Origin of the sequence: Streptomyces sp. SLBN-31, from assembly GCF_006715395.1 — a bacterium.
Taxonomy (GTDB): domain Bacteria; phylum Actinomycetota; class Actinomycetes; order Streptomycetales; family Streptomycetaceae; genus Streptomyces.
In genome coordinates this window covers 1,208,790-1,235,761 of record NZ_VFNC01000001.1, presented here as the reverse complement: position 1 = coordinate 1,235,761, position 26,972 = coordinate 1,208,790, and the positions used below count along the sequence as shown (strand labels likewise).

At 73.1% G+C, this 26,972-nt stretch carries 20 protein-coding genes; 6 read left to right on the top strand and 14 right to left on the bottom strand.

Annotated elements, in window-relative coordinates:
* Nucleotides 1-120: 120 nt before the first annotated feature.
* Complete coding sequence (gene eccB / locus FBY22_RS05820) at nucleotides 121-1,695, bottom strand: type VII secretion protein EccB (RefSeq protein ID WP_142142894.1); 1,575 nt, start codon at nucleotides 1,693-1,695, stop codon at nucleotides 121-123.
* A 480-nt stretch (nucleotides 1,696-2,175) separates the two neighbouring features.
* On the opposite strand from eccB, the gene eccE reads away from it, so the two are divergent.
* The 3 genes from eccE to FBY22_RS05805 all read left to right on the top strand — a co-directional run bounded on the left by eccE (nucleotide 2,176) and on the right by FBY22_RS05805 (nucleotide 7,769).
* Nucleotides 2,176-3,492 carry a type VII secretion protein EccE gene (gene eccE / locus FBY22_RS05815; RefSeq protein WP_174267094.1) on the top strand — a complete coding sequence of 439 codons (1,317 nt, stop codon included), beginning with the start codon at nucleotides 2,176-2,178 and terminating at the stop codon, nucleotides 3,490-3,492.
* Complete coding sequence (locus FBY22_RS05810) at nucleotides 3,492-4,334, top strand: hypothetical protein (RefSeq protein WP_142142892.1); 843 nt, start codon at nucleotides 3,492-3,494, stop codon at nucleotides 4,332-4,334. The genes eccE and FBY22_RS05810 overlap by 1 nt, the downstream gene beginning before the upstream one ends.
* 375 nt (nucleotides 4,335-4,709) lie before the next feature.
* A complete protein-coding gene (locus tag FBY22_RS05805) occupies nucleotides 4,710-7,769 on the top strand; it encodes an SCO5717 family growth-regulating ATPase (protein ID WP_142142890.1) in 3,060 nt (1,019 codons plus the stop codon).
* Between the two features lie 103 nt (nucleotides 7,770-7,872).
* Here FBY22_RS05805 and FBY22_RS05800 read toward each other — a convergent pair whose 3' ends face one another.
* The 9 genes from FBY22_RS05800 to rimP form a co-directional block, all read right to left on the bottom strand.
* A complete protein-coding gene (locus FBY22_RS05800) occupies nucleotides 7,873-8,826 on the bottom strand; it encodes a bifunctional riboflavin kinase/FAD synthetase (protein WP_142142888.1) in 954 nt (317 codons plus the stop codon).
* A gap of 127 nt (nucleotides 8,827-8,953) precedes the next feature.
* Nucleotides 8,954-12,604, bottom strand: a complete 3,651-nt coding sequence (locus FBY22_RS05795; protein WP_260844717.1) for a serine protease — start codon at nucleotides 12,602-12,604, stop codon at nucleotides 8,954-8,956.
* 291 nt (nucleotides 12,605-12,895) lie between these two features.
* The gene (gene truB, locus FBY22_RS05790) at nucleotides 12,896-13,801 is read right to left on the bottom strand and encodes a tRNA pseudouridine(55) synthase TruB (protein WP_142142886.1); all 906 of its coding nucleotides are present in this window, start codon (nucleotides 13,799-13,801) and stop codon (nucleotides 12,896-12,898) included.
* Nucleotides 13,798-14,244, bottom strand: a complete 447-nt coding sequence (gene rbfA, locus FBY22_RS05785; protein ID WP_142142884.1) for a 30S ribosome-binding factor RbfA — start codon at nucleotides 14,242-14,244, stop codon at nucleotides 13,798-13,800. Before rbfA ends, truB begins: the two co-directional genes overlap by 4 nt.
* 35 nt (nucleotides 14,245-14,279) lie before the next feature.
* Nucleotides 14,280-14,573, bottom strand: a complete 294-nt coding sequence (locus tag FBY22_RS05780; RefSeq protein ID WP_142142882.1) for a DUF503 domain-containing protein — start codon at nucleotides 14,571-14,573, stop codon at nucleotides 14,280-14,282.
* A 144-nt stretch (nucleotides 14,574-14,717) separates the two neighbouring features.
* On the bottom strand, nucleotides 14,718-17,825 hold the full coding sequence (gene infB / locus FBY22_RS05775) for a translation initiation factor IF-2 (protein ID WP_142142880.1): 3,108 nt from the start codon (nucleotides 17,823-17,825) through the stop codon (nucleotides 14,718-14,720).
* Nucleotides 17,826-17,987: 162 nt separating this feature from the next.
* A complete protein-coding gene (locus FBY22_RS05770) occupies nucleotides 17,988-18,269 on the bottom strand; it encodes a YlxR family protein (RefSeq protein ID WP_142142878.1) in 282 nt (93 codons plus the stop codon).
* Between the two features lie 90 nt (nucleotides 18,270-18,359).
* Nucleotides 18,360-19,346, bottom strand: a complete 987-nt coding sequence (gene nusA / locus FBY22_RS05765; protein ID WP_142142876.1) for a transcription termination factor NusA — start codon at nucleotides 19,344-19,346, stop codon at nucleotides 18,360-18,362.
* 2 nt (nucleotides 19,347-19,348) lie between these two features.
* Complete coding sequence (gene rimP, locus FBY22_RS05760) at nucleotides 19,349-19,861, bottom strand: ribosome maturation factor RimP (RefSeq protein ID WP_142142875.1); 513 nt, start codon at nucleotides 19,859-19,861, stop codon at nucleotides 19,349-19,351.
* A gap of 201 nt (nucleotides 19,862-20,062) precedes the next feature.
* Here rimP and FBY22_RS05750 point away from each other — a divergent pair, with 201 nt between their 5' ends.
* The 3 genes from FBY22_RS05750 to FBY22_RS05740 are packed head-to-tail and all read left to right on the top strand — an operon-like array spanning nucleotide 20,063 to nucleotide 21,968.
* Nucleotides 20,063-20,593: a hypothetical protein gene (locus FBY22_RS05750; protein ID WP_142142873.1), complete on the top strand. Its 531-nt coding sequence runs from the start codon at nucleotides 20,063-20,065 to the stop codon at nucleotides 20,591-20,593.
* Nucleotides 20,590-21,048, top strand: a complete 459-nt coding sequence (locus FBY22_RS05745; RefSeq protein ID WP_142142870.1) for a ferritin-like domain-containing protein — start codon at nucleotides 20,590-20,592, stop codon at nucleotides 21,046-21,048. Before FBY22_RS05750 ends, FBY22_RS05745 begins: the two co-directional genes overlap by 4 nt.
* A gap of 26 nt (nucleotides 21,049-21,074) precedes the next feature.
* Nucleotides 21,075-21,968: an aminoglycoside phosphotransferase family protein gene (locus FBY22_RS05740; protein WP_142142868.1), complete on the top strand. Its 894-nt coding sequence runs from the start codon at nucleotides 21,075-21,077 to the stop codon at nucleotides 21,966-21,968.
* Between the two features lie 131 nt (nucleotides 21,969-22,099).
* Here the strand turns inward: FBY22_RS05740 and FBY22_RS05735 are convergent, their stop codons facing one another.
* From FBY22_RS05735 to ispG, 4 genes are all read right to left on the bottom strand, one after another.
* Nucleotides 22,100-23,803 (bottom strand): proline--tRNA ligase, encoded by a 1,704-nt coding sequence (locus tag FBY22_RS05735; RefSeq protein WP_142142866.1) that lies wholly within the window; start codon nucleotides 23,801-23,803, stop codon nucleotides 22,100-22,102.
* 251 nt (nucleotides 23,804-24,054) lie between these two features.
* On the bottom strand, nucleotides 24,055-24,627 hold the full coding sequence (locus FBY22_RS05730) for a GNAT family N-acetyltransferase (protein ID WP_142142864.1): 573 nt from the start codon (nucleotides 24,625-24,627) through the stop codon (nucleotides 24,055-24,057).
* 54 nt (nucleotides 24,628-24,681) lie between these two features.
* Nucleotides 24,682-25,530 (bottom strand): GNAT family N-acetyltransferase, encoded by an 849-nt coding sequence (locus tag FBY22_RS05725; protein WP_142142862.1) that lies wholly within the window; start codon nucleotides 25,528-25,530, stop codon nucleotides 24,682-24,684.
* Between the two features lie 223 nt (nucleotides 25,531-25,753).
* On the bottom strand, nucleotides 25,754-26,911 hold the full coding sequence (gene ispG / locus FBY22_RS05720) for a flavodoxin-dependent (E)-4-hydroxy-3-methylbut-2-enyl-diphosphate synthase (protein ID WP_142142860.1): 1,158 nt from the start codon (nucleotides 26,909-26,911) through the stop codon (nucleotides 25,754-25,756).
* Nucleotides 26,912-26,972 lie beyond the last annotated feature (61 nt).

The following is a 26,972-nucleotide window of genomic DNA, read 5'->3' as shown; positions in this document are numbered from 1 at the left end:
CACACACTTGAGCGACGCACTCGTGACCCATGTGCCGTCTTACCCTCAAGTGCGCTTCCTGATACGTCCGTTGGCCGCCGAGAGGAACGTGCTCGGGCCTCGCCGACCGCGGCCCGCAGGTCACTGGCTCTGTTCCTGCTTCGCGCCGCCCGTGTCCAGCGTGGGTCCCTTCGGGATGAACTTCGCCCAGGTCTGCGGCACGATCGCCGGCCTGGAGACGTCCTCGTAGCCGAGACGGGTACGCGCCTTGTCCGTCTCGCTCGGCTGTCCGGACGTGGACGTGGAGGAGGCCGAAGTCCCCTTCGCCGTACTGTCGTTGTTCGACGGCAGCGAGTAGCGCAGACCCGTGTCGGTCAGCAGGTACCAGGCGCCGCCTCCGCCCGCCGCGCCGGTGACCTCCTGGAACAGCAGGCCGGAGCCCGAGGAGACGTAGGCGCTCAGCGAGTCGGCGATGACCTTCTTCGGGTACGTCGTCCCGGCCCATGCCGCCAGCCGCGGCTTCTTGTCCGCGCCGATGGTGCCGTCGTAGACGCTGCACGAGGTGGTGCGGGTCTCGCCCGTCGCCGTGGTCGCGGGGTTGGCCTGCCGCGGGACGGACTGGGGCCAGCCCTGGTCGCCGTAGAAGGGGTCCGCGGGGCCGCCGTTGGCCTGGATGATCATGCCGGAGGAGACCTTGGTGGGGCTGGTGTTCTGGGCCTGCGGCGACTGCATCAACAACTGCGCCACGAAGGGCGTGACGACGGCGACCTTGTCCTTGAGGACGACGTAGTACTGCATGCCCTGCGCGTCCGGCGCCTCCAGGACCTGGCCCACCGTGCTCGTCCCGCTGGGCAGTCCCTTGACGGAGGTCGTGGCGCCGGCGCCGGGGACCTTCGGGAAGGAGATGACGCCGCGCGGGTTGAGGGTGCGCAGCCATTCCTGGCTCACCGGCTGCGCCTTGGCCGTGCTGCCGATGACGGCGGAGCGCAACTGCTGCATGGTGGCGGCGTCGGCGACCGCGGGGCCGCCGAGCCAGAAGAGGTTGCCCTTGCCGTCGACCAGGTACTCCCGGTCGGTCCTGGGGTCCTTGACGTACAGGGCCTGGCCGGGGCCCACCTTGCCCGTGCCGTTCAGGGACTTGGCGTCCGCGGCGTCCATGACGAACACGGCGCGGTCGATGTTGCCGTCCTCGGTACTGCCCGAGCCCTGCGCGGGGCGCTCGCACACCGCCCACGTCTTCGTCTTCTCCGCGTCGCTCGCGGAGGGCAGCCGGTCGGGGGCGTACGGGATGCCGAGGGTGGCACCGTGCGCGATGTCGCTCTTGTCGATCTCCTTGCCGGAGACCTCCAGGACGCTGCCCTTGCCCTTGTCCAACAGGAGTTTGGCGGAAGCGTAGTTGAGGACGGGGTGCAGCGTCGGGACCTTCTTGCCGCTCGACGTCTCGTCGTTGAGGACGACGTAGCGCGTCGTGGAGTCGCTGTCGACGATGATGTACTGCCCGGGAGTGTCCCAGCCCTGCGGTGCCGTCGGCTTGATCACGCCCCAGGCGATGAACCCCACCACCAGGACGATCCCGAGCGCCAGGCTGGGCGTCACCGTGCGGACCGGACGCGGGGCGCCTTCCTCCGAGCCGCCCGGCGACGGCGCGAGGAAGGCCGCGACGGTGCGCTTGCGAGCGAAGTTGTAGGCGGCGAGCTCGTCCTGACGCTTTGCCATGGTCCCCGTTTCTCCCGTTTCGTACTGCTCGATCCCGTCCGAAGTGCCCGCACTGCACCCACTGTCCGCAGTGCCAACAGTGTCCGGGCCGCAAGCACTGTTCGCAGTGCCCACAGCACCCGCACTGCACGCAGTGACCACAGTGCCCGAGCCGCGTACGCAGTGCCCGGACCGCTCGATCGCGTCTGTGACGTCCGATCGCCGACGCGAAGCGGCTGGGGCACCTTCGGCCGCGCAGGCACCTACTATGCCCTGCGCCGCGCGAGGACGGTTCACCAGGTGTTCGGCCGACCCCGCATCTTCACAGAGCTTCACCACAGCGCTCCACCACGCGGGGCGGGTCCGTGACAGGGTGGCCACCTGGGGTTTCGGTGTCCCGTGTGTCGCCCGCCGTCGCGCAACGGGTACCGTGAGCCGCCCACATGGTTGTCGTGGGCCCAGCGAGCGGCCACTGAATTCGCGAAAGGGATGTCCCGGGGGATGAGCAGCGCTACGAGCACTCGGCGCGGACGCCGCGCACAGCAGCCACAAGGGGGCCCGGGCGACAGACGTACGACGGCTGCCCCGCCCGCCGCCGCGTCGCCGCGCACGCTGCCCCGGCCGGGCGGCCTGGGGCCGGTACGACTGCAACAGCTCATCCTGGTGGAACTCGCGGCGGCCGTCCTGCTCGCCGCATGGGCCGCCGACGTGTCCTGGCTGCTGGTGCCGGCCGGCGTGGTGGCCGTCCTGCTGCTGCTCCTGGCGGTCCTGCGCCGGGCCCGACGGCCCCTGCCCGAGTGGTACGAGACCACGCGCGCCCTCCGGCAGCGCCGCCGCGACGCCAAGCTGCCCGTGCCGCCCGGCACGGAGGCGATGCTGGCCCCGGTCGTGGAGTGCGACCCCGCCCTGCGGACGTACGCCTTCGTCTCCCGTGACAACCGCCAGATCGGCATGATCGGCGACGGGACCTTCCTGACGGCCGTCCTGTTCGTGCAGCCCGCCGACGAACCGCTGCGCCCCGCGGCGGCCCACCGTCAACTGCCGCTGAAACTCGTCCAGGACGCCCTGGAGGTCGACGGCATCCGGCTCGCCTCCGCGCAGGTCGTGCAGCACACCCAGCCGGCGCCCGCCCCGCACCTGCCCCAACAGTCGCTCGCCGCACGGTCGTACGGCCCCCTGCAGGCCCAAGTCGGTTCGCCCGCACTGCGCCTGACCTGGGTCGCCCTCAAGCTCGATCCCGAGCTGTGCCCGGAGGCGGTGCAGGCGCGCGGGGACGGTGTTCCCGGGGCGCAGAGGGCGCTGCTGCGGGTGGCCGACCAGCTGTCGAGCCGGCTGGCCGGCGCCGGCTTCAAGGCGACCATCCTCGACGAGACCGAGCTGGTGCAGGCGTTGGCGACGTCCAGCTGCCTCAACCCGCGCGCCAGCCAGCAGCACGCCGCCCAGGACGGGCGGAGCCAGCGCCGTACGGTCGAGGCGGTGAAGACCTGGCGGGTCGACGACCGCTGGCACACCACCTACTGGGTGTCCCGCTGGCCGCAGTTGGGCAACGGCGGGGTGTCGCTGCCCGAGCTGGTCACGCGGCTCACCTCGCTGCCGGTGCTCGCCACGACGTTCAGCATGACCCTGAGCAAGGCCGGCAACCGCGGTGTCTCGCTCGCCGGACACATTCGGGTGACCGCCCGCGGCGACGACGAACTCGGCCAGGTGGGACGGGAGTTGGAGCGGGCCGCGAGCACCGCCAAGGTCGGTCTCGTCCGTCTCGACCGGGAGCAGGTGCCCGGGGCCCTCGCGACTCTGCCGCTCGGAGGTACCTACTGATGTCCCAGCCCACTCCGGCGATGACTCAGGGACAGCAGGGCCGCGCCGCCGGCCGTACGCCCGCCCACGTGGCCTCGCCCACCGACACCGGCATGATCCCGATCATCCGGCAGCCCGAGCCCCCGCAGCAGCAACGGCGCATCGCCAGCCCGGGGTTTGGGCTGCGCGGGCCGCGCCGCAACCGTCATGTCGTCGCCGCCGAGGAGCTCGCGGCGATCAGCATGCCGATCGGTGACGACGGTGTGCTCATCGGCGCCGACGCGGAGGGGCAGCCGGCCGTGCTCGGCCTGTCCCGGCCGACCCCGTTCGACGTCGTCCTCGTGGGCGGTCTGTGGCTCGCCCAGGTGCTGGCGCTGCGCGCCGCCGCGACGGGCGCGCGCGTGGGTGTCGAGACCGGACGCCCGCAGGCCTGGCAGCAGTTGGCGCAGGCGGCGGGCGGCGGCCAGCAGTGCGTGACGGTGTATCCGGTGGGCCGGGTGCCCGCGCAGGGACCGTCGGTGTCCAGTCCTGTGGTGTTGATCCGGGACTGCGGCATTCGTCCGCCGCGCGGACGGGTGACGTCCGTGCCGTGGCAGGCCGTTGTGACGGTGCTGCCCTTCGTCAGCGAGCACGCGCCGCGCTGGCTGGCCCAGGCCCATCTCGTCGGTGTTCAGCGCATCTCGCCGTTCGAGACGGAGGTCGTGCGCGACACGTTGGGCATTCCCGAGGAGCAACTCCAGCACCTGCCGACCCTTCACGACGGCGTCGCCATGTGGTGCACTCGCAAGCATCAGAAGTTCGTCATGACCGAACCCACCGACGCGGAGACGGGGCTGCTCGGCGTGGCCCGCCGTATGGACTGACGTGTCGTCGTCCGTGGGCGCGGGGGCGGTGCTCGAACGAGCCGCGCCCACGGGGCATTTCGTACGGTCCCCGGGAGCGGTTCGTCAGGACCCTCCGTCCGCGCCCGCGAGGCTCGTCCGCCCCTGCACGCGGAACTTCGCCGTCCGGGGCCGTCCGAGCCCGCGGGGCTCGGCCGTCCGGGGCCCGCGGGGCTCGGCCGTCCGGTCCTGCTGTGCTTGGGCGTCCGGGCCCATGGGGGCTTTTCCGTCCCGCCAAGCGAGTGATTAGGCTTCTGGTGGTGCGGTGACGATCGCAGTCGCGTGGGACTCGCCACTCGGTCCGCCCGGCCGCGACGACGACCAGCTCAGCAGCAGTGGCTGACCAGGAGGCAAGCAGTGAACAGGGATCGGTCCGAGTACAACGGCGGGAGCCCTTCCTCGGACGGGGACGATCACGAGGTGGATCTCACCGGCGAGTTCGAAATCGTCTACACGCCTCCCGCCTGGTACGCACAGAGCACCGGTGGCACGGGCGATGGACAGCAGGACTCCGGCCAGAACTCACCACCACCGCCGACCGGTCCGCCCATCGGATCGCCCACCGGGCCTCCGGGCACCGCGCCGCAGACGCCCGCCGCGCCCCAGGCTCCGGCCCCGGCGCCGCCCGCACCGGCGCAGGGCGCGGCTCCGGAGGGCTACGGCTACCCGCAGCAGGCAGCTCCGGGCACCGCACCCGCGGCGCCCGGCGGGTACGGCTACCCGCAGCAGCCGACGGCCGCCGCACCGCAGCCGGGCCAGGACACGTCCGGCGGCTTCGGCGCACCCCAGGCGCAGCCCCCCGCGCAGCCGCCCGCCCAGCCCGTCGCACCGGCAGCCACGCCGCCCGCCCCCGCGCCCGCGCCCGCGCCGACACCCGCTCCCCAGCAGCAGGCCCCGGCCCAGCAGCCCGCCGCACCCCAGCAGCAGGCGGCCGCCGCCCCGCCCGCGACCCCGCAGCAGGCGCCCGCCCAGCCCTCCGCCGCGCCCGGCTTCCCCGTGCTGCGCCCGGTCGACGAGGAGACCCCGTCGAGCGCGCCCACCACGGCCACCCCGGCGGCCGGCGTCCCGACGGCCACCCCCGAGCACCCCGAGCAGCCCGAGGAGCCCGAGGAGCCGGAGCTCAACCACGTCGCCGCCGCCGAAGAGGCGGCCCGCCTCTTCGGCGGGGGCGACGACGAGGAGCCGGAGGAGACCTCCGTAGACGAGAGCGAGCCGCACTCCCCGACCACCGCCCAGGACGACGAGTCCGCCCAGGACACTTCCGGCGCCGGCTCCCCCGCGCAGCCGGACGCCGAGCCGGAGCCGGCGTCCGCGCCCCCCGCGCCCTCCGCCCAGGTGCCGGCCGAGCCGCCGCAGGCCACCCACCCGGCCGGGCAGCCCCCCGTACCGCCGCAGGGTGCCCCCGGACTGCCGCCGCTGCCACAGGGCTTCGTCCCCGCGGACCCGGCCCAGGCCGCCGCCGCGCAGCAGCCCGGCCACCCGGACCCGCAGGCGGGCCCCTACGGCTATCCGCAGCAGGCACCCCAGCCGGGACAGCCGCATCCGGGACAGCCGCCCGTCCAGCACGCCCAGCCCCAGCAGGGCCAGCCGCCGGGCCGGCCCCAGCCCCCGGCCGGATACGGCTACCCCCAGGCCCCCGGCCAGCCCGGCCAGTTCGGCCAGCCCGCCCAACAGCCGCCCGCGCAGGGCGGTTTCGGCCCGGTGGCCGCGCACCCCGGCCAGCCCGCACCGGTCGACCCCCGGCAGGCGCCCCAGCCCCCGCAGCCCCCGCACCCGCAGCAGGCCGGCTACGGCTATCCCCAGACACCCCAGGCACCCCACGCACCGCAGGCGCCCCAGTCCCCCCAGCCCCACCCGGCCCAGCCGCAGCCCCACCCCGGGCCGCCCCCGGCCGCCGGATACGGCTACCCCCAAACCCCCGGCCAGCCGGGCCAGCCCGTCCAGCCTCCGCAGCCCGGCTACGGCTACCCGCCCCACCAGCAGCCGCAGCCTCAGCCTCAGCCGCAACCCCCCACACAGCCCCAGCCCCCCGCCGGCTACGGATACCCCCAGCCCGACCAGGCCCAGCACCCGCAGCCGCCCGCGCCGCAGCCCCCCGCCCAACCCCAACCCCAGCCGCAGGCCCAGCAGCAGCCCCCCACCCCCTACGGCAACCAGGGCGCCCCGGCCGCCCAGGGCGGCTGGACCGCTCCTCCGGGTCCGCAGGCCGGTCCCGGTGCGCCCCCGCAGCAGCAGGCCGCGCCCGGCACGCCGCTCGGCTACAACGCCGCCGTCGAGCTCTCCTCGGACCGGCTGCTGCGCAACCAGCCGAAGGCCCGCAAGAACAATCAGGGCCCGTCGCGCTTCAAGCTCGGTGCCAAGAAGGAGCAGGCCGAGCGGGAGCGGAAGCTCGGGCTGATCCGTACGCCGGTGATGTCCTGCTACCGGATCGCGGTCATCAGCCTCAAGGGCGGTGTCGGCAAGACCACGACGACCATGTCGTTGGGCGCGACGCTCGCCACCGAGCGGCAGGACAAGATCCTGGCGATCGACGCCAACCCGGACGCCGGCACCCTCGGCCGCCGGGTGCGGCGCGAGACGGGAGCCACCATCCGTGACCTGGTGCAGGCGATCCCGCAGCTCAACAGCTACATGGACATCCGCCGCTTCACCTCGCAGGCGCCCTCGGGTCTGGAGATCATCGCCAACGACGTGGACCCCGCGGTCTCCACGACGTTCAACGACCAGGACTACCGGTCCGCGCTGGACGTGCTGGGCAAGCAGTACCCGATCATCCTCACCGACTCGGGTACCGGTCTGCTCTACAGCGCGATGCGCGGGGTCCTCGACCTGGCCGACCAGCTGATCATCATCTCCACCCCGTCGGTGGACGGCGCGAGCAGCGCCTCGACCACGCTCGACTGGCTGTCGGCGAACGGCTTCGCCGACCTCGTCCAGCGGTCGGTCACCGTCATCTCCGGTGTCCGCGAGACCGGCAAGATGATCAAGGTGGAGGACATCGTCGCGCACTTCGAGACACGCTGCCGCGGTGTCGTCGTGATCCCCTTCGACGAGCACCTCGCGGCGGGCGCCGAGGTCGACCTCGACATGATGCGGCCCAAGACCCGCGAGGCCTACTTCGACCTCGCGGCGCTGATCGCCGAGGACATCGCCCGTACGCAGCAGGGCTTCGGCAACCCCAACATGCAGTACCAGCAGCCGCAGCAGGGCTACCCGGCCCCGCAGCAGCACCCCCAGCACCCCCAGCAGGAGCTCTACGGACAGCCCGGGCAGCCCCAGCCGGGTCAGGGCTGGGGTCAGCCCCCGCAGCAACCCGCACCGGGCCAGGGCTGGCAGCAGCAGCAGCCGGCGCCGCCGCCGCAGGACCCGCAGCAGGGTCAGCCCGGTGCCGTACCGCCGGGCTGGACGCAGCAGTAGTCCCTACGACGACGAAGGGCGGCCGGTGCCTTGAGGCACCGGCCGCCCTTCGTCGTCGTAACAGGGGCCGTCTTGACAAGGGCCGTCGTAACAAGGGCCGCGGCTACGGCTGCTCGGCGGCGGCCACCAGCTCGCGGCAGCGCTTCACGTCCTCGGCCATCTGCTCCAGCAGACCCTCGAGGGACTCGAACTTCGCCTGCCCGCGCACGAAGGCCAGGAAGTCCACCGCCACGTGCAGCCCGTACAGGTCGAGCCCGACGCGGTCGATCGCGTACGCCTCCACCGTGCGCTCCGTGCCGTCGAACTGCGGGTTCGTGCCGACGGAGATCGCGGCCGGCATCGCCTCGCCGTTCACGTGCAGCCAGCCGGCGTAGACGCCGTCGGCGGGTACGGCGGTGTGGGGCAGCGTCTCGACGTTGGCGGTCGGGAAGCCGAGTTCCCGGCCCCGCTGCGCGCCGCGGACGACGACGCCCTCCACGCGGTGCGGCCGGCCGAGGATCTCGGCGGCGCCCTGGACGTCGCCCTCGGCGATCAGCCGCCGGGTGAGGGTGGAGGAGAACGGCTCGCCGCCGCCCGCCTCGCCGGTGACGTACAGGTCGACGACCTCGACCTCGAAGTCGTACACCCGGCCCTGCTCGACGAGGAACTCGACGTTTCCGGCGGCCTTGTGGCCGAAGCGGAAGTTGGGGCCCTCGACGACCGCCTTGGCGTGCAGCTTGTCGACCAGGACCTTGACGACGAAGTCGGCCGGCGACAGCTTCGAGAACTCCTTGGTGAAGGGCAGGATCAGGACCGCGTCCACGCCCAGGTCCGCCATCAGCTCCGCGCGGCGGTGGTGGGCTGCGAGCAGGGGCGGGTGGCTGCCGGGTCGGACGACCTCGCTGGGGTGCGGGTCGAAGGTGACGACGACGGAGGGGACGCCCAGCTCGCGGGCGCGGTCCACGGCATGCCGGATGATCAGCTGGTGCCCGCGGTGCACCCCGTCGTAGGAACCGATGGTGACGACGCTGCGCCCCCAGTCCTCGGGGATGTCCTCCAAGCCACGCCAGCGCTGCACTGTGACCGCTCCTCGAACCCGTGTCCGTGTGTACCGACCTCTTACGCAGGTCTAAGGGTGCCATGCCGGGCCGACCTCGCCTGCATCGGCATGGGGGCTGTGACCCGACGCACGTGGTGGGAGCGGTTCAGGCGGGGACGCGGACGCCCGCCAGGTTCTCGATCATCCGGCGGGTGCTGGGGCCCACCACCGCCGCCCAGGCCTGCGGGGTGTCGTTGAGCCACCCGGCCATCCGGGCCGCGAAGCCGGGCACCTGGCGGCCCAGGTCCACCAGGCCGCGGTCGAAGCGGGCCGCGCCGTCCGGGGTGCGGACGAGCAGCAGGCCGGTGCGGTGGACGAGCTCGCGGACCTCTTCGCCGTCGGAGCGGGCGGTGGCGCGCAGCAGGGCGTCCAGGACGGCCGGGGCGTGTTCGTGGGCGAGGAGGAAGTCGAGGAGCTCGCGGCGCAGCGGGCGGGAGGCGGGGGTGCCCGGCGCGACGAGTACGGCGGCGAGCGCGGCCCGTACCTCCTCCGGGCCGCCGTCGAGGAGGCCGGTGACCAGCGGCAGCAGTACGGCGCGCGCCTCGGGCCCCTGGTCCAGGCGCCGGTCGACGTACGCGGCGACGTCGTCCGCGGTCTCCGGACGCCGCTCGACGGCCTCGCGGACCAGGACGGCGACGCGGCGGGCCAGCGGGGGCGTGGTGACGTCGGCGAGCGTGCGCAGCGCGTCTGCGGCGTCACCACGCCCGCGCAGCCGCCGGCGGAAGGCGTCCAGGACCTGTTCCGGATGCGTGGTCAGGGCGGCGACCAGGGCGCTCGGCGGGAAGTGCGGGTCACCGGCCGCGAAGTGCCCCAGCGCCTGCGGGAGATGGCGGGCGCGCGTGCGGGGGTCGCGTACGAGAAGGGCGAGCGCGCCGCCGTGCAGGGTGGCGTCGGTGGGGCGGGCGAGCAGGGCGAGGGCCGCGTGGCGCAGCAGTTCGCGATCGGCCTCCGTACGGACGTGGGGCGCGGCCCGCAGCCCGTACGCGACCGCCGCCACCCGCCGGGCCGGCCGCTCGTCGTGTGTCCAACGGCCGACGGCCCGGCAGACGGCCGACGGCTCGTCCTCGGCGAGCACCGCGAGCAGTTCGTCGGCCCGCCGGTGCGCGCAGTCGACGAGCACCTCGGTCAGGTCGTCCAGGGCGAGGTGCCGATGGGTGTGCAGCAGCGCCTGCGCGGCCTTCGCGACGGTCGCGTGCGGGGTCGCCGGGAGCGGCCGGTCGTCGTCGAACCAGCGGGTGAGGAGCGGTTGTACGACGGTGGGGCCGGCGGCGAGGAGACGGGAGGCGGCGTCGAGGAAGCGGGGTGCGGGGGCCGCCGCCGGGTCCTGCGGGGGGCCGTCGGCGGGCAGGAGCCGGCGCAGGAGGTCGAGGCGTTCGGGCGCGGGGAGGGGCAGGTCGGTCCAGAAGGCGGGGCCGAGGGCACCCCGCCCGGTGCTCGTCGATGCCATGGGATTGTCGGCCAGTTGTCGCAGTACGCCGAGATACGGCGTCGCGTCCGGTACCCGCAGCAGGGTCTCGGTGAGCAGACGGGCGGCCCACCAGGAGTCCGGATCGTCGCGCAGGGCGCGGGCCAACTCCTCGAGGCGGAGGGCGAGTCGGCGGGTGCCGTGGTCCCGGGCCAGCATGAGCAGGGCCTGTACGACGGGGCCGATGCGGTGGTGCGGCACGGGGACGGGGTGGGCGGGGGTGGCCGGGCGGTGGACCAGCGCGCGCAGGGCCTCGTCCAGGTCGAGGTGCATGCCCTGGATCCAGTCGGCGAACTCCTCGTGGGCGAAGCGGTAGCCGGTGCCGGCGGGGACGAGGAGGCCTTCGGTGAGGACGGCGGAGGCCCAGCCGGTGCCGCCGCCGAGCCGTGCCGGGGCCTGGCCCCAGGGGAAGGTCTCCTCGAACGCCGCCCGGTCCAGCTCGCCCTGGCCGGGGCCCAGGCTGCGCCGGGCGGCCTCGTGGACCTGTCCGCAGACCTTGGCCGCGAGACGGCGTACGGCCGTGCCGCGCAGGCCGTTTCCGGCGGCCAGCCGGACGGCGATGCGCAGGCACATGAGGTCGAGGTGGGCGGAGAAGACGTCGTCGCGGTCCACGCGGGCGCCGGGGCCGTCGGGCAGGGCGGCGAGAACCTCGGAGAGCAGCCGGAGGGCGAGGGGATGCCGGGCGTCCGCCCCCACGAGGGTGCCCTCGGGCACGCGATAGAGTCCGCGGGCCGTACGGGCCTCGCCCTCCCGAAGATCCCCGAGCCGCACACAGGGCGGCTCCCCCGCGTCCCAGGACTCGACGCCACCACGCCCCGCACCGCCCACGTCCGAACGCCCGCCGCCCCCAACAGCCGAACCGGCCACTCCCGAAGCGCCGCCCCCAACAGCCGAACCGGCCACTCCCGAAGACCCGGCCGGACCCGTCGCTCCCCGGGACCCTGCGCCGCCCGCAGCCGGGTCCGCCCACCCACTCGGGTCGTACAGCAGCTCCCGTGGGAAGTCCGCGCCGGCCCGTTCCCAGTACTCCTGTCGGCATGCCACCACCAGGCGTGCGCCCGTGGTCCGCAGCCAGGCTGCCGTGCCCTCCGTCCACTGCGGCAGGCGGTGGGCCAGGATCGGGGGCATTTCCTCGGGGCCGTCGAGGAGGAGCAGCAGGGGGCGGCCGGCGGCGTCGGCGATGCGGGCCAGGCGTTCCGGGCCGAGGTCGCCGAGGTCCGGCACGGCGGCGGACCGGGATGCGGCGACGATGCGTGCGGCGCGGGTCAGCGCCCGGCGTGCGGCGTCCGCGACCGATGTGTCGTCGTCCCGCAGGTCGGCGCCGCGCAGCCACAGCGTGGGGGCCGGTTCGGTGCCGCGGTTGCGCCGGGCGGCGAGGGCGGCGAGTTCCGTCGTACGGCCGCTGCCCGGTGCGCCGACCAGGCCCAGTACGGCGGTCGGGGCGTCCGCCCGGGTGAAGCGGGTGAACTGCCGTACCGTCTCGACGCGTTCGACCGGCGACACCACCGCCGTCTCCCGGACGTGGCCGAGCGTCCCCGGCGGCCCGTCCTGCGCCACCGAGGTGGCCGTCAGTTCCAGGACCCCGGCGAGGTTGAGGTCGGCTCCGTAGGCGGGGACCGTGGCCGTGTTCGCGGCGAGGAGGTCGGCCAGGGGCCCGGGCGGTGCCGGGCGCAGGGGGACGGCGAAGCCGGTGGCGCGGTGGCCGTTCTGCAGGGCCGTGCCGAGGACGCCGACGACCGCGCCGGTGCCGGCGTCGAGCACCGGGCCGCCGGCCGCGCCGCCGCCGAGCCGCAGCGCGTCCTGCCCTGCCGTGCCGATGGCGAGTTCCAGGGCGTCGCCGAGGGCGCGGAAGCGGTCTGTCGCCGCGTAGGTGACGGAGGTCGCGGCCAGGACGCGCGCCTCGCGCCAGCAGCCGGCCGCCAGCCGCACGTAGGTGCCGGTCTCGACGCGGTCGCGGGTGGTGACCGGCAGCGGCTCCACGCCGAGACCCTCGGTGCGTACGAGGGCCAGGTCCAGGTCCGGCAGCGCCGTCACGGCCTCCGCGGTGACCAGGCAGCTGCGGTCGCCGTCGGCGCGCAGCACCAGCCTGGGCAGTCCGTCGACCGCCTCGTGGCTTGTGATCACCGTGCCGTGGTGGTCGGCCACGAAGCCGATGCCGCGGGGGCGCCCGGCGAGGTCGTGGATGCGGACGAGAACGTCCTCGGCGGGCTCGTCCCGCGGTGTTCCGGGAGCCGTCGGCCCGTTCGCCGTCGCCCGGCCTACGCCTCCGCCCCGCGGGCCCCCTGCCGCCATGGCGAACCTCCCGCCGTACACCTGCGCCGTACATCCGTGCCCTGACTTCGACGGTAGGCGTGCGGTGATCGGCGGGACAGATGGCGTGGTGAACGCGCCCCCTTCCGCTCCCCCGCTTCACTCCGAGCGCCCGCCCGCACGGGTGAACAGTGGCGGGTCGGTGGATACACCCTAGGGGTGGGGGAACCGAGGGGGGACCGTGGAGCGGCGGCACAACCCCGTGATCGCCGCTCCACGGGCAGACTCCCGGTCTCCCGGTCTCCCGGTCTCCCGGTCTCCCGGTCTCCCCGGTCAGCCGAAGACGGCCAGGCTCTTGGCCTTGCCCCTGTGCGCCTCCACGAGCGCGAGGAAGCGGCCCTCGGGGTCGAAGACGGCGACCGTTCCCGCCGACGCGTACTCGTCGGGCATGTCGAGGCGTACGCCGTTCGTCAGCAGGCGGGCCCGCTTGGCGTCGACGTCCCAGCGGGGGAAGGCGGCCGCGGCCGCCTCGGCGATGGGCATGACGGTGAGCTCCTGCTGGAGCTGCTCCAGCGTCCTCGCCGCGTCCAGCTTGTACGGGCCGACACGGGTGCGGCGCAGGGCGGTCAGGTGGCCGCCGACGCCGAGGTCGGCACCCAGGTCGCGGGCGAGCGCCCGGATGTAGGTGCCGGAGGAGCAGACGACCGAGACGACCAGGTCGACGACGGGGGTGCCGTCCTCGGCGACCGCGTCCCGGACGTCGTACACCGCGAAGGAGGAGACGGTGACCGGGCGGGCGGGAATCTCGAACTCCTCGCCCTCACGGGCCCGCTTGTACGACCGCACGCCGTCGATCTTGATGGCGCTGACCTTGGACGGCACCTGCATGATCTCGCCGGTGAGCTTGGCGATCCCGGCGTCGATCGCGTCCCGGGCGACCTTCGAGGCGTCTTGCGACCCCGTGATCCCGCCCTCCGCGTCGTCGGTGACCGTCGTCTGCCCGAGGCGGATCGTGCCCAGGTACTCCTTCTCGGTGAGCGCCAGATGGCCCAGCAGCTTGGTCGCCTTCTCCACGCCCAGCACGAGCACGCCCGTCGCCATGGGGTCGAGGGTGCCCGCGTGTCCGACGCGGCGCGTCTTCGCGATGCCGCGCATCTTGGCGACGACGTCGTGCGAAGTGAAGCCCGACGGCTTGTCGACGATGACAAGCCCGTCGGGCGTGATGGTCTTCTGCGTCATTCGGCGGTGTCGTCCTCGTCCTCACCCGGCTTCTTGTACGGGTCCGCCTCACCGGCGTAGGCGGCACCCGCCGAGACCTCGCGCACCTTCGCGTCGGACTGGCGCGCCTTGTCGAGGAGGTCCTCGATGGTGCGGGCGTTGTCCGGCAGGGCGTCGGCCACGAAGGCCAGCGTCGGCGTGAACTTCACGCCGGCCGCCGCGCCGACCGCGGAGCGGAGCACGCCCTTGGCGCTCTCCAGACCGGCGGCCGCGGCGGCCCGCTCCTCGTCGTCGCCGTAGACGGTGTAGAAGACGGTCGCCTCCCGCAGGTCCCCGGTGACACGGGTGTCCGTGATGGTGACGTGGGAGCCGAGCCGCGGGTCCTTGATCCCGCGCTGCAGCTTCTGGGCCACCACCTCTCGGATGAGGTCCGCCAGCCTCTTGGCACGCGCGTTGTCGGCCACTGGTCCGTCTCCTTAGTAACTTCTTGCTGCTTGCTTCAGTCTTCGTCGCTGTGGAGCCTGCGTCGAACCGAGAGCAGTTCCACCTCGGGCCGCGCCGCGACCAGCCGCTCGCAGCGGTCGAGTACGTCGCTGAGGTGTCCCGTGTCCCCGGAGACCACCGCCAGCCCGATCTCGGCCCTGCGGTGGAGGTTCTGGTTGCCCGTCTCCGCCGCGCTCACCGCGTACTTGCGCTGGAGCTCGGCCACGATCGGACGGACGAGAGAGCGTTTCTCCTTCAGCGAGCGGACGTCACCGAGGAGCAGGTCGAAGGACAGAGTCCCCACATACATGTGTGTCCGGATGTCCCGCCGGTTCGGGGTACGGGCGCCACGCTTCGACGCCGATACGGGAACCGTACACGCAACGGCCGGGGCCGATCGACGGAAATTCCTTGAGGGAACTTCCCCGCCGACCGGCCCCGACCGCGTGCTGGATCAGCCGCGCGGCTTCTCGCGCATCTCGTACGTCGCGATGACGTCGTCGACCTTGATGTCGTTGAAGTTGCCGAGGTTGATACCGCCCTCGAACCCTTCGCGGATCTCGGTGACGTCGTCCTTGAAGCGACGCAGACCCTCGATGTTGAGGTTCTCCGCGATGACCTTGCCGTCGCGGATGAGGCGCGCCTTGGTGTTGCGGCGGACCTCGCCGGAGCGGATGAGCACACCCGCGATGTTGCCCAGCTTGGAGGAACGGAAGACCTCGCGGATCTCCGCCGTGCCGAGCTCGACCTCCTCGTACTCCGGCTTGAGCATGCCCTTGAGGGCCGCCTCGATCTCCTCGATCGCCTGGTAGATGACCGAGTAGTACCGGACGTCCACGCCCTCGCGCTCGGCCATCTGCGCCGCGCGGCCGGCCGCGCGGACGTTGAAGCCGATCACGATGGCGTCCGAGCCCATCGCCAGGTCGATGTCCGACTCCGTGACCGCACCGACGCCGCGGTGCAGGACGCGGATGTCGACCTCTTCGCCGACGTCCAGCTGGAGCAGGGACGACTCGAGCGCCTCGACGGAACCGGAAGCGTCACCCTTGATGATGAGGTTGAGCTGCTGGACCTCGCCGGCCTTGAGCACCTTGTCCAGGTCCTCGAGGGAGACACGGCGCGTGCGCTTGGCGAACGCGGCGTTGCGCTCACGGGCGGCGCGCTTCTCGGCGATCTGACGGGCCGTACGGTCCTCGTCGACCACCAGGAAGTTGTCGCCCGCGCCCGGGACGTTGGTCAGGCCCAGGACCTGGACCGGCGTCGCGGGTCCGGCCTCGGCGACGTTGTTGCCGTTGTCGTCGAGCATGGCCCGCACGCGGCCGTAGGCGTCGCCCACGACCATCGTGTCGCCGACCCGCAGGGTGCCTCGCTGGACGAGGACCGTCGCCACGGCACCGCGGCCGCGGTCGAGACGGGACTCGATGCTGATGCCCTGCGCGTCCTGGTTCGGGTTGGCCCGCAGGTCGAGCGAGGCGTCGGCCGTGAGGATCACGGCCTCCAGCAGGGAGTCGATGTGCAGACCCTGCTTGGCGGAGATGTCGACGAACATCGTGTCGCCGCCGTACTCCTCGGCCACCAGCCCGTACTCGGTGAGCTGACCGCGCACCTTGGTCGGGTCGGCGCCCTCGACGTCGATCTTGTTGACCGCGACGACGATCGGGACGTCGGCCGCCTTGGCGTGGTTGAGCGCCTCGACCGTCTGCGGCATGACGCCGTCGTTGGCCGCGACGACCAGGATCGCGATGTCGGTCGACTTCGCACCACGGGCACGCATGGCGGTGAACGCCTCGTGACCCGGGGTGTCGATGAAGGTGATCTTGCGCTCTTCGTCGTTGACCTGGGTGGCGACCTGGTAGGCACCGATGTGCTGGGTGATGCCGCCGGCCTCGCCCGCGATGACGTTCGTCTTGCGGATGGCGTCGAGCAGTCGGGTCTTACCGTGGTCGACGTGACCCATGACGGTGACGACCGGCGGACGGACCACCAGGTCCTCCTCGTCGCCCTCGTCCTCGCCGAACTCGATGTCGAAGGACTCGAGCAGCTCGCGGTCCTCCTCCTCGGGGCTGACGATCTGAACCGTGTAGTTCATCTCGTCGGCGAGGAGCTGCAGCGTCTCGTCGGAGACGGACTGCGTGGCCGTGACCATCTCGCCGAGGTTCATCATCACCGCGACGAGCGACGCCGGGTTGGCGTTGATCTTCTCCGCGAAGTCGGTGAGGGAGGCACCGCGCGACAGGCGAATGGACTCGCCGTTGCCGCGAGGCAGCATCACGCCGCCGACCGACGGGGCCTGCATGGCCTCGTACTCCTGGCGCCGCTGCCGCTTCGACTTGCGGCCACGGCGCGCGGGACCGCCGGGACGACCGAAGGCGCCCTGCGTGCCACCACGACCGCCCGGACCACCGGGACGACCGCCGAAGCCGGGACGACCGCCGCCGCCCGCACCGGGACCACCGGGACGCCCGGCGAAACCGCCGCCACCGCCACCGGGACCGCCGGGACGACCGGCGAAGCCGCCGCCACCGCCGCCGGGACGACCGGCGAAGCCGCCGCCGCCCGGACGACCGCCGCCGCCACCGGGGCGACCGCCGCCGCCGGGACCACGACCGCCGGGACCGCCGCCACCGGGGCGGGGGCCGGCAGCGGGACGCTGCGGCATCATGCCGGGGTTGGGACGCGGGCCGCCGGGGCCGCCGCCGGGACGGGGACCGCCCTGCGGACGGGGCATGCCGCCCGGGGTGGGACGCGGACCGCCCGGAGACTGCGGACGGGGACCGCCCGCGGCGCCCTGGGGACGCGGACCGCCCTGACCCTGCGGCCGCGGGGCGCCGCCGGGAGCACCGGGGCCACCCGGGCCGCCGGGACGCGGGGCACCGCCCGGACGGGGCGCCTGCGGGCGCGCCATGCCGGTGGAGCCGCCGGAGGTGAAGGGGTTGTTGCCCGGACGGGGACCGGCCGGACGGGCGCCGGGACGCGGCGCCTGGCCACCCGGACGCGGGGCGCCGGGACGGTCGCCGCGGTCACCGCGGCCCTGGCCGCCCTGACCGGGACCACCCGGACGCGGGGCGCCCGGACGGGGAGCCTGGGCACCCGGACGCGGAGCGCCGGGACGCGGGCCGGAACCGGAACCCTGGGCCGGAGCGGCCGGAGCCGCCGGCGGGGCCGTGAACTCGGGCGTCGTCGGAGCCGGGGACGCCGGGGCGGGCCGCGGCGCGGGCTTCGGGCCCGGGGTGGGACGGGGGCCGGGAGCGGCCGGCGCGGCGGGAGCCGCGGGCCTCTCGGCGGCGGCCGGCTTGGGGGCCGGCGGACGCGGGGCGGCCGGACGGGCTGCCTGCGCGGGAGAGGGGGCCGCCGGACGAGCCGGGGCGGCCTTGCGTGCGGGGGCGGACTTGCCGCCTCCGTTGCCCTGCTGGAGGGCGTCCGTCAGTTTACGGACGACGGGCGCTTCGATGGTCGAAGACGCCGAACGGACGAATTCACCGAGTTCCTGGAGCTTGGCCATGACGACCTTGCTCTCAACCCCGAACTCCTTGGCGAGTTCGTATACCCGGACCTTAGCCACTTCGCTCCTTTTAGGTCCGGGTGCGTCCGGACCGTCGCTACTTCATGGGCGTACTCATCGCGTGCTCATCGAGTGCTCATCGCAATCTCGACCTACTTCCAACTCGCGGGGTACCAGGGCCGCACGGGGGTTCCGTACGACTCTCCTTGCGGTGTTGCCTGCTCAGCAACTCTCTGACTGTTCGACGTAGTGGCGCAACGCCTTTGTGTCGAGCGCTCCCGGGGCGCGCAACGCCCGCGTGAACGCCCGGCGGCGTACCGCCTGGTCGAGACAGACCAGCGCGGGGTGTACATACGCACCCCGGCCGGGCAGCGTACCGCGAGGATCAGGGACACACTCGTCCTTGATCGCCACGATCCGCAACAGGTCCGGCTTGGCCGCTCGTTCCCGGCAGCCCACACAGGTGCGTTCAGGGCATACTCGGGCGTGCGTCCGGCCAGACACTGCTAAGTCTACCTCCCCGTACCGACCTCACCCCTCTGGGTGAGGAATCGAACGGTTGTTGTCGTGATCCAAGCGACGTGCGGCTTGGATCTATTCCCCGGTCTGCTCCGTGTCGGGGCGGATGTCGATCCGCCAGCCGGTCAGACGGGCGGCGAGGCGGGCGTTCTGGCCCTCCTTGCCGATCGCCAGCGACAGCTGGTAGTCCGGCACCGTCACGCGCGCGGAGCGGGCGGCGAGGTCGACGACCTCCACCTTGGAGACCCGGGCCGGCGAGAGCGCGTTCGCGACCATCTCGGCCGGGTCGTCCGACCAGTCGACGATATCGATCTTCTCACCGTTCAGCTCGCCCATGACATTGCGCACACGTCCGCCCATGGGACCGATGCAGGCGCCCTTGGCGTTCAGGCCCGAACGGGTGGACCGTACGGCGATCTTGGTGCGGTGACCCGCCTCACGGGCGATCGCGGCGATCTCGACCGACCCGTCGGCGATCTCCGGCACCTCCAGGGCGAAGAGCTTCTTCACCAGGTTGGGGTGCGTGCGCGAAAGGGTCACGGACGGACCGCGGACGCCCTTGGCCACCCGTACGACGTACGAGCGCAGCCGCATGCCGTGCGGGTAGGTCTCGCCCGGCACCTGCTCCTGCACCGGCAGGATGGCCTCGAGCTTGCCGATGTCCACGAGCACGTTCTTCGGGTCGCGGCCCTGCTGGACCACGCCGGTGACGATGTCGCCCTCGCGGCCGGCGTACTCGCCGAGCGTCGCGTCGTCCTCGGCGTCGCGCAGCCGCTGCAGGATGACCTGCTTGGCGGTGGTGGCGGCGATACGGCCGAAGTCGGACGGGGTGTCGTCGAACTCGCGGGGCTCCTGGCCCTCCTCGAGGTCCTCGGGGTCTTCCTTCGCCCACACGACCACGTGACCGGACTCACGGTCGAGCTTCACGCGCGCGTGGCGGTGGCTTCCCTCCGTGCGGTGGTAGGCGATGAGGAGGGCCGACTCGATCGCCTCGACCAACAGGTCGAAGGAGATCTCCTTCTCCCGTACCAAGCCCCGCAGGGCACTCATGTCGATGTCCACGGCTACGCCTCCTCTTCCTTCTCGGTGTTCTTGTCGTCTTCCTTGCGGTTGAACTCGACCTGCACGCGCGCCCGGTCGATTTCGGAGAAGGCGAGTCTGCGGCTGGTGGCCTTGCGGCCCTTGACGCCGGGCACTTCGAGGTCGAGGCCCTCGTCGTCCACCTTCAGGATCCTGGCGACCAGTTCCCCGCCCTCGGCGGGCTGGAACTTCACCAGGCGGCCCACGGCACGCACGTAGTGGCGGTGCTCCCTGAGCAGGCGCTCCGCGCCGGGGGTGCCGACCTCGAGGGTGTACTCTCCCTCGCCCATCGCGTCGGTCTCGTCGAGCTTCGCCGAGAGCGCGCGGCTCACATCGGCGATCTGGTCCAGGTCCGCCCCGGTGTCGGAGTCGACGACGACGCGCAGCACCCGCTTGCGTCCGACGGAGTCCACCGCGATCTCTTCGAGATCCAGGCCCTGGGAGGTGACGAGCGGTTCCAGGAGCTCTCGCAGCCTCTCGCTCTGGGTGGTGCTCATCCGGGTGACTCCTCGGCCGCGTGTGCTGTTGTGGGATGGGTCGCGTGTCTGGTCAAAGGGTATCCGGTCGCAAGGGGTGTTGCCGTCCAGTGCGCACGGGCGGTGCCGATGAGCGGCACCGGACGGGGACGCGGGTACGGTGATCACGGCGGGCCGGTCTCCCGCCCGTGTGTTCGTACGAGCCCCCCGAGGACGTCAGCCGTGCCGTACCCCCCACCGTCGCGCATCCCCTCGGGGACACGCAGAAGATCCCTGCTCGCCTCGGCCGCCGGTGCCGCCCTGCTGGCGGGCTGCTCGAGCGGCCCCGGGGACTCCGGGAGCACCGGCGGCAGCCCGTCGGTCGCCGAGAAGGCACGCGCGCGTGCGGCGCGGGACAGCGCCGGGCTGGTGGAGCGCTACGACGCCGCGATCGCCGCGTTCCCGGGGCTGGCGGAGCACCTGGCGCCGTTGCGGGCGGAGGTGGTCCGGCACACGGAGGCGTTCGGCGGGGTGCGCAAGGCCGGGGAAAAGGCTTCCCCCACGGCGCCCCCTTCGGCTTCCGTCTCCGCCTCGGCTTCCCCGCCGGCGGACGAGAAGGACGCCCTCACCGGCCTCGCCGCCGCCGAACGGGCCCTCGCCGACAGGCGGACGGCCGCCCTGCTGGAGGTACCCGGTGAGCTGGCGCGGCTGATGGCCTCGGTCGCGGCGGCCGGCGCGGTGCACGCCTATCTGCTGGCGGAGGGTGCCCGGTGAGCGAGCAGCAGACCCTGAAGGCCCTGCAGGCGGCGCTGTCCGCCGAGCACGCCGCCGTGTACGGCTACGGCGTGGTCGGCGGCCGGATCGGCGAGAGCCGTCGTACGGAGGCCAGGGCGGCGTACGACGCCCACCGTGCCCGGCGCGACGCGCTGGTCCGCGACATCCGGGCCCTCGGCGGCACGCCGGTGGCCGCGGCGGCCGGGTACGCGCTGCCGTTCCCGGTGCCGGACTCGGCCGCGGCCGTGCGGCTGGCCGCCGAGCTGGAGGACCGGGTGGCCGACGTGTACTCCGACGTGGTGCGGGCCACCGGCGGCACGCGGCGCGACGCGGCCGCGCGGGCCCTGCGGGAGGCGGCGGTGCGGGCCGTGCGCTGGAGCGGGGAGAGCGTAGCCTTCCCTGGGCTCGCGGAGCGGGCGGCCACCACGTCCGCCTCACCGACGCCCTCGGCTTGACCGGCAGCGAAGGGAACGACTCGCGCATGGCATTCGAACCGCCGCAGCGTCTGGTGAGGGCGCTCGGCGAGACGGCACCGGACGGTGACGACTGGCTGGAGAGGCTGCCCGAGGCGGCACAGCGGGCCGTCGCGCTACGCGAGTTGACCGTGGAGCGGGTGCAGGTGCCCGGCGGGCGCAGCAGCCTGGTGGTGCTGGTCCGGCACTCCGACGGCAGCCCGGCCGTGCTCAAGCTGGCTCCGCCGCGGTTCCGGCCGGAGGCGGAGCGGGCGGCGTTGGCGCGCTGGGGCGGGGCGGGTGCCGTGCAGCTCGTCGAGGAGTCCCCGCAGGAGGGTGTGCTGCTGCTGGAACGGCTGCACCCCGATGTGTCGGTGCGGTCGCTGCCCGAGGCGAAGGCGCTGCTGGAGGCGGCGGGCACCTTGCGACGGCTGTGGGTGGAGCCGCCGGACGGCCACGCCTTCGAAAGCGTCGCCGAGCGGACCGAGCGGCAGGCGGCGGCCATGCGGGCGAGTGCGGGCGCGGAGGTCGTACCGCTCGTGGACGCGGCGCTCACGGCGCGTGCGGAGCTGCTGGACTCCTCGCCCGAGCGGCGGCTGCTGCACGGCACGTTCCGGCAGAGCAAGGTCCTCGCGGGTGAGCGGATGCCCTGGCTGGCCGTGGGACCCGATCCGGTGGTCGGCGAGTGCGCGTTCGATCTGGCGCGGCTCGTGCGGGACCGGGTGGAGGACCTGATCGCCTCGCCGTCGGGGGCGGCGACGACCCGGCGGCGGGTGAAGCGGCTCGCGGAGTCGCTGGACGTGGACCAGGAGCGGTTGCGGGGGTGGACGTTGTTCCGGGCCGTGGAGTCGGGGGTGCGGGCCCTTCGGGTGGGACGCCCGAAGGACGCGGAGCTGTTGCTCGAGTTCGCCGGGTGGCTGTAGCGCGGACCGGCTCGCAGGGCCGCTTGTCCGCTGCCGATCGGCGCGAACGCTCCGGCGACGGCCGTCAGTGTGACGGCCGTCGCTGTCGGCGCCTGCATCCAGGCGCCCCGAAGCGTTCCTGAGCAGCTCCTTTACGCGGTGAGGCGGGCGATCGCCTCGTCCACCGTCAGCTCCTCGCGCTCACCGGTCCTGCGGTCCTTCAGCTCCAGCACACCGTCGGCGGCGCGACGGCCGGCGACCAGGATCTTCGGTACGCCGATCAGCTCGGAGTCGGTGAACTTCACGCCCGGCGAGACCCCGGCCCGGTCGTCGACCAGGACGCGCAGGCCCGCGGCCCGCAGCTTCTCGGAGACCTCCAGCGCCAGCTCGGTCTGCAGCGCCTTGCCGGCCGCGACCACGTGCACGTCGGCCGGGGCGACCTCGGCCGGCCAGCACAGGCCCTGCTCGTCGGCGGTCTGCTCGGCGAGCGCGGCGACGGCGCGGGAGACGCCGATGCCGTAGGAGCCCATGGTGACGCGGACCGGCTTGCCGTGCTGGCCGAGGACGTCGAGCTTGAGGGCGTCGGCGTACTTGCGGCCGAGCTGGAAGATGTGGCCGATCTCGATGGCACGGTCCAGCTTGAGGCCGGTGCCGCACTTCGGGCACGGGTCGCCCTCCTGCACGACCACGACGTCGACGTACTCGTCGACCTCGAAGTCACGGCCCGCGACGACGTTCTTCGCGTGCGTGTGCTCCTTGTTGGCGCCGGTGATCCAGGCGGTGCCGGGGGCGACGCGCGGGTCGGCGACGTACTTGACCTTCTCGCCCAGCCCCTGCGGCCCGACGTAGCCGCGCACCAGGTCGGGGCGGCCCGCGAAGTCCGCCTCGGTGACCATCTCGACGACGGCCGGGGCGAAGTGCGCCTCGACCTTGCCCATGTCGACCTCGCGGTCGCCCGGCACGCCCACGGCCACGATCTCGCCGTCGACCTTCACCAGCAGGTTCTTGAGGGTGGCGGAGGCCTCGACGCCGAGGTGCGCGGCGAGGGTCTCGATGGTCGGGGTGTCCGGGGTCGGGATCTCCTCGAGCGCGGGCACACCGGCGGCGTCCACCGGCTTGAGCTCGTACGTGATCGCCTCGGTGTTGGCCGCGAAGTCGCAGTTGGGGCAGTCGGCGAAGGTGTCCTCGCCGGCGCCGGCCGGGGCGAGGAACTCCTCCGACTTCGAGCCGCCCATCGCGCCGGCGGTGGCGGCGACGATGCGGTAGTCGAGGCCGAGGCGCTCGAAGACCCGCCGGTAGGCCTCGCGGTGCAGGGCGTAGGACCGGCCGAGGCCCTCGTCGTCCAGGTCGAAGGAGTAGGAGTCCTTCATCAGGAACTCGCGGCCGCGCAGGATGCCGGCCCGCGGACGGGCCTCGTCACGGTACTTGTGCTGGATCTGGTAGAGGATGACCGGCAGGTCCTTGTAGGAGGACGCCTGGTCCTTCACCAGCAGGGTGAAGATCTCCTCGTGGGTCGGGCCGAGCAGGTAGTCGCCGCCCTTGCGGTCCTTGAGCCGGAACAGCTCCTGGCCGTACTCGTCCCAGCGGCCCGTGGCGTCGTACGGCTCCCGCGGCAGGAGGGCGGGCAGCAGCACCTCCTGGGCACCGATCGCGTCCATCTCCTCACGGACGATCCGCTCGACGTTGGCGAGGACCTTCTTGCCGAGGGGCAGCCACGACCAGATGCCGGCCGCCGTCCGGCGGACGTAGCCGGCGCGGACGAGCAGCTTGTGGCTGAGGACCTCGGCGTCCGCCGGGTCGTCGCGCAGCGTCTTCGCCATCAACTGGGACATGCGCTGGACCGGTGCGTTGGCCATGGTTCTCGTACTCCTGCCGGGGAAAGGGTGATGGCTGGGGGTGCCCGACACATTCCCGTCGTCCGCCCGGAGGGCGGGCCGCGCGGCGTCCGGTGCGTGCGATCGCAAGGCGCCGGAGCGCCCGCGTGGCGGAGCCACGTGGACGGTTCGGCAACGCCGCGAGCGTGCGTGCCAGACGCCGCGCGGCAGGCTGGAATGCGTCGGGCACCCCCTAGGAGGTTAGCCGGGCTTGCTGTGCCGGTGGAAATCCGTTATCGGTGGCGCAGGGGAAGGGGGGCTCCCATCACGGCGTACGGCTTGGGGGCGCTCGGGAAGAGGACCTGGCGGGCCAGGTCCTGGTAGCCGAGGGAGTGGTAGAGGCCGCGGGCCGGGCTGTCGGTGTCGATCGCGGAGAGGATCGAGCGGGGTTCGGCGGCGCCGTCGGTGATGGTCGTGATGAGCGAGCGGCCGACGCCGCGGTTCTGGTGGCGGGGGTGGACGTGCAGCTCGGTGATCACGAAGGAGTCGTCGAGCCACCCCTCGTGACCGTGCGCGCGCAGGTACGGCTCGACGACCGTCGACCACCAGTGGGCGCGGTCGTTGGGCATGCCGTAGACGAAGCCGACCAGCGTGCCGTCGGGCAGGGTGGCGCCGAGCGCGCGGGCGCCCGGGTAGGTCATGTGCCGCAGCACGATCTGCCGGCGCACGGCGACCTCGTCGGCGCCCAGTCCGAAGGCCACGGCCTGCACGGCGAGCGCCTCGTCGACCCGGGCGGACAGATCGACGGGGCCGATCACGACGTCGTCGGGCCGGTGGCGATGACCGTGACCGGGAAAGTGCAGCATGCCGGGGAGACTACAGGTCTCGTACGGGGGTCGGACCAGCGCTGTGAACAGCCATCAGAAGAGAATGCTCATGAAGGCGCCGACCTCCTGGAAGCCCACCCTCCGGTAGGTCCTCCTGGCCGGTGTGTTGAAGTCGTTCACGTACAGGCTGACCACCGGTGCCACGTCCGCCAGCGCGTAGCGCAGGACCGCCGCCATGCCCGGTGCGGCGATGCCCCTCCCCCGGTACTCGGGGGCCACCCACACGCCCTGGATCTGGCAGGCCTGGGGCGTCGCCGCCCCGATCTCCGCCTTGAAGACGACCTTGCCGTGTTCGTCGAGGCGGGCGAAGGAGCGGCCGGAGCCGACGAGTTCGGCGACCCGGGCCTGGTAGAGCAGGCCGCCGTCGCCGGCCAGCGGGGAGACGCCGACCTCCTCGGTGAACATCGCCACGCACGCCGGCATGATCGTCTCCATCTCGTCCTTGCGGATGCGACGCACGTACGGGTCCGGGGCGATGTCGTCGGGCATGCGGTCGGTGACCATGAGCGGCTGGTGGGAGCGGACCTCGCGGGCCGGGCCCCAACTGGGTTCCAGCAGGCGCCAGAGCTGGGTGGTGGCGTCGGCGGGGCCGACGATGGAGGAGCAGCGGCGGCCCGCGCGCCGGGCCCGGTCGGCGAAGGCGCGTACGGCCCGCGGGGTCGCGCAGATGGGGACCAGGTTGGCTCCGGCGTAGCAGAGGGACGTCAGCATGCCCTCCTCGTAGAAGCCCCACATCTCGCCGCCGAGCCGCCACGGGTCGAGGCCCGCCACCTGGACGCGGGAGGTCACGAAGGCGTTCGTGACCGGCTCGCGGTCGAGGACGGCGAGCGCGGCGTCCAGGTCGCTCGGTTCGAGCACCCGTGAGGTGGTCTGCGTCAACACGTGCGGGCCCTCACCCTGAGGTTCTGCTGATTTCCGCACTGTACCTGCGGAAGCTTGGCGGTGCCGCCCTGCGGTGGTGGCCGTTGGCCTTGGGGCGTGCGGTGTTGGGGGCGCCGGGTGCGGGGGCCGCCGCCCCCGCGCCCCCGCTTCGGCCTGAACGGCCTCGTCCTCGAACGCCGGACGGGCTGGGTGGTGCGGGGCGGCGCCGAGAAGGCCGCGCGCGTCAGCCCGCCACCGACACAGACGGCTCGCCCGAGGCCGTGCCGTCCGCCTCCATCTGCTCCGCGAGCTTCATGGCCTCCTCGATGAGGGTCTCCACGATCTTCGACTCGGGGACGGTCTTGATGACCTCGCCCTTGACGAAGATCTGGCCCTTGCCGTTGCCGGAGGCGACGCCGAGGTCGGCCTCGCGGGCCTCTCCGGGGCCGTTGACGACGCAGCCCATGACGGCGACGCGCAGCGGGACCTCCATGCCGGTGAGGCCGGCGGTGACCTCTTCGGCCAGCTTGTAGACGTCGACCTGGGCGCGGCCGCAGGACGGGCAGGAGACGATCTCCAGGCCGCGCTGCTTGAGGTTCAGCGACTCCAGGATCTGGTTGCCGACCTTGACCTCCTCGACCGGCGGCGCGGACAGCGAGACGCGGATCGTGTCGCCGATGCCCTGGCTGAGGAGGGCGCCGAAGGCCACCGCGGACTTGATGGTGCCCTGGAAGGCCGGGCCCGCCTCGGTGACGCCGAGGTGCAGCGGGTAGTCGCACTGGGCGGCGAGCTGCTTGTACGCCTCGATCATCACGACCGGGTCGTTGTGCTTGACCGAGATCTTGATGTCCCGGAAATCGTGCTCCTCGAAGAGGGACGCCTCCCACAGCGCGGACTCGACCAGCGCCTCCGGCGTCGCCTTGCCGTACTTCTGCAGCAGTCGCCGGTCGAGGGAGCCGGCGTTGACGCCGATGCGGATCGGGGTGCCGTGGTCCTTGGCGGCCTTGGCGATCTCCTTGACCTTGTCGTCGAACTGCTTGATGTTGCCGGGGTTCACCCGGACCGCGGCGCAGCCGGCCTCGATGGCCGCGAAGACGTACTTCGGCTGGAAGTGGATGTCGGCGATGACGGGGATCTGCGACTTCTTGGCGATGGTGGCGAGGGCGTCCGCGTCGTCCTGCGTGGGGCACGCCACGCGCACGATCTGGCAGCCGGACGCGGTCAGTTCGGCGATCTGCTGCAGGGTCGCGCCGATGTCGGACGTACGCGTCGTGGTCATCGACTGCACCGAAACCGGCGCGTCCCCGCCGACCGCCACGGAGCCGACCTGGATCTGCCGGCTCTTCCGCCGCTCGGCAACCCTGGTCGGAACGGACGGCATGCCGAGAGAAATCGCAGTCATCTGCTGTGCAACCCCAAGTCGTGGATCAGGATCCGGTCCCGGAACAACGGGCTCCAGGCTT

Bases quoted from the DNA above. Each gene is read 5' to 3' on its own strand.
- eccB (WP_142142894.1), bottom strand. From the start codon at position 1,695: ATGGCAAAGCGTCAGGACGAGCTCGCCGCCTACAACTTCGCTCGCAAG.
- eccE (WP_174267094.1), top strand. From the start codon at position 2,176: ATGAGCAGCGCTACGAGCACTCGGCGCGGACGCCGCGCACAGCAGCCA.
- FBY22_RS05810 (WP_142142892.1), top strand. From the start codon at position 3,492: ATGTCCCAGCCCACTCCGGCGATGACTCAGGGACAGCAGGGCCGCGCC.
- FBY22_RS05795 (WP_260844717.1), bottom strand. From the start codon at position 12,604: ATGGCGGCAGGGGGCCCGCGGGGCGGAGGCGTAGGCCGGGCGACGGCG.
- truB (WP_142142886.1), bottom strand. From the start codon at position 13,801: ATGACGCAGAAGACCATCACGCCCGACGGGCTTGTCATCGTCGACAAG.
- FBY22_RS05780 (WP_142142882.1), bottom strand. From the start codon at position 14,573: ATGTATGTGGGGACTCTGTCCTTCGACCTGCTCCTCGGTGACGTCCGC.
- rimP (WP_142142875.1), bottom strand. From the start codon at position 19,861: ATGAGCACCACCCAGAGCGAGAGGCTGCGAGAGCTCCTGGAACCGCTC.
- FBY22_RS05740 (WP_142142868.1), top strand. From the start codon at position 21,075: ATGGCATTCGAACCGCCGCAGCGTCTGGTGAGGGCGCTCGGCGAGACG.
- FBY22_RS05735 (WP_142142866.1), bottom strand. From the start codon at position 23,803: ATGGCCAACGCACCGGTCCAGCGCATGTCCCAGTTGATGGCGAAGACG.
- FBY22_RS05730 (WP_142142864.1), bottom strand. From the start codon at position 24,627: ATGCTGCACTTTCCCGGTCACGGTCATCGCCACCGGCCCGACGACGTC.
- ispG (WP_142142860.1), bottom strand. From the start codon at position 26,911: ATGACTGCGATTTCTCTCGGCATGCCGTCCGTTCCGACCAGGGTTGCC.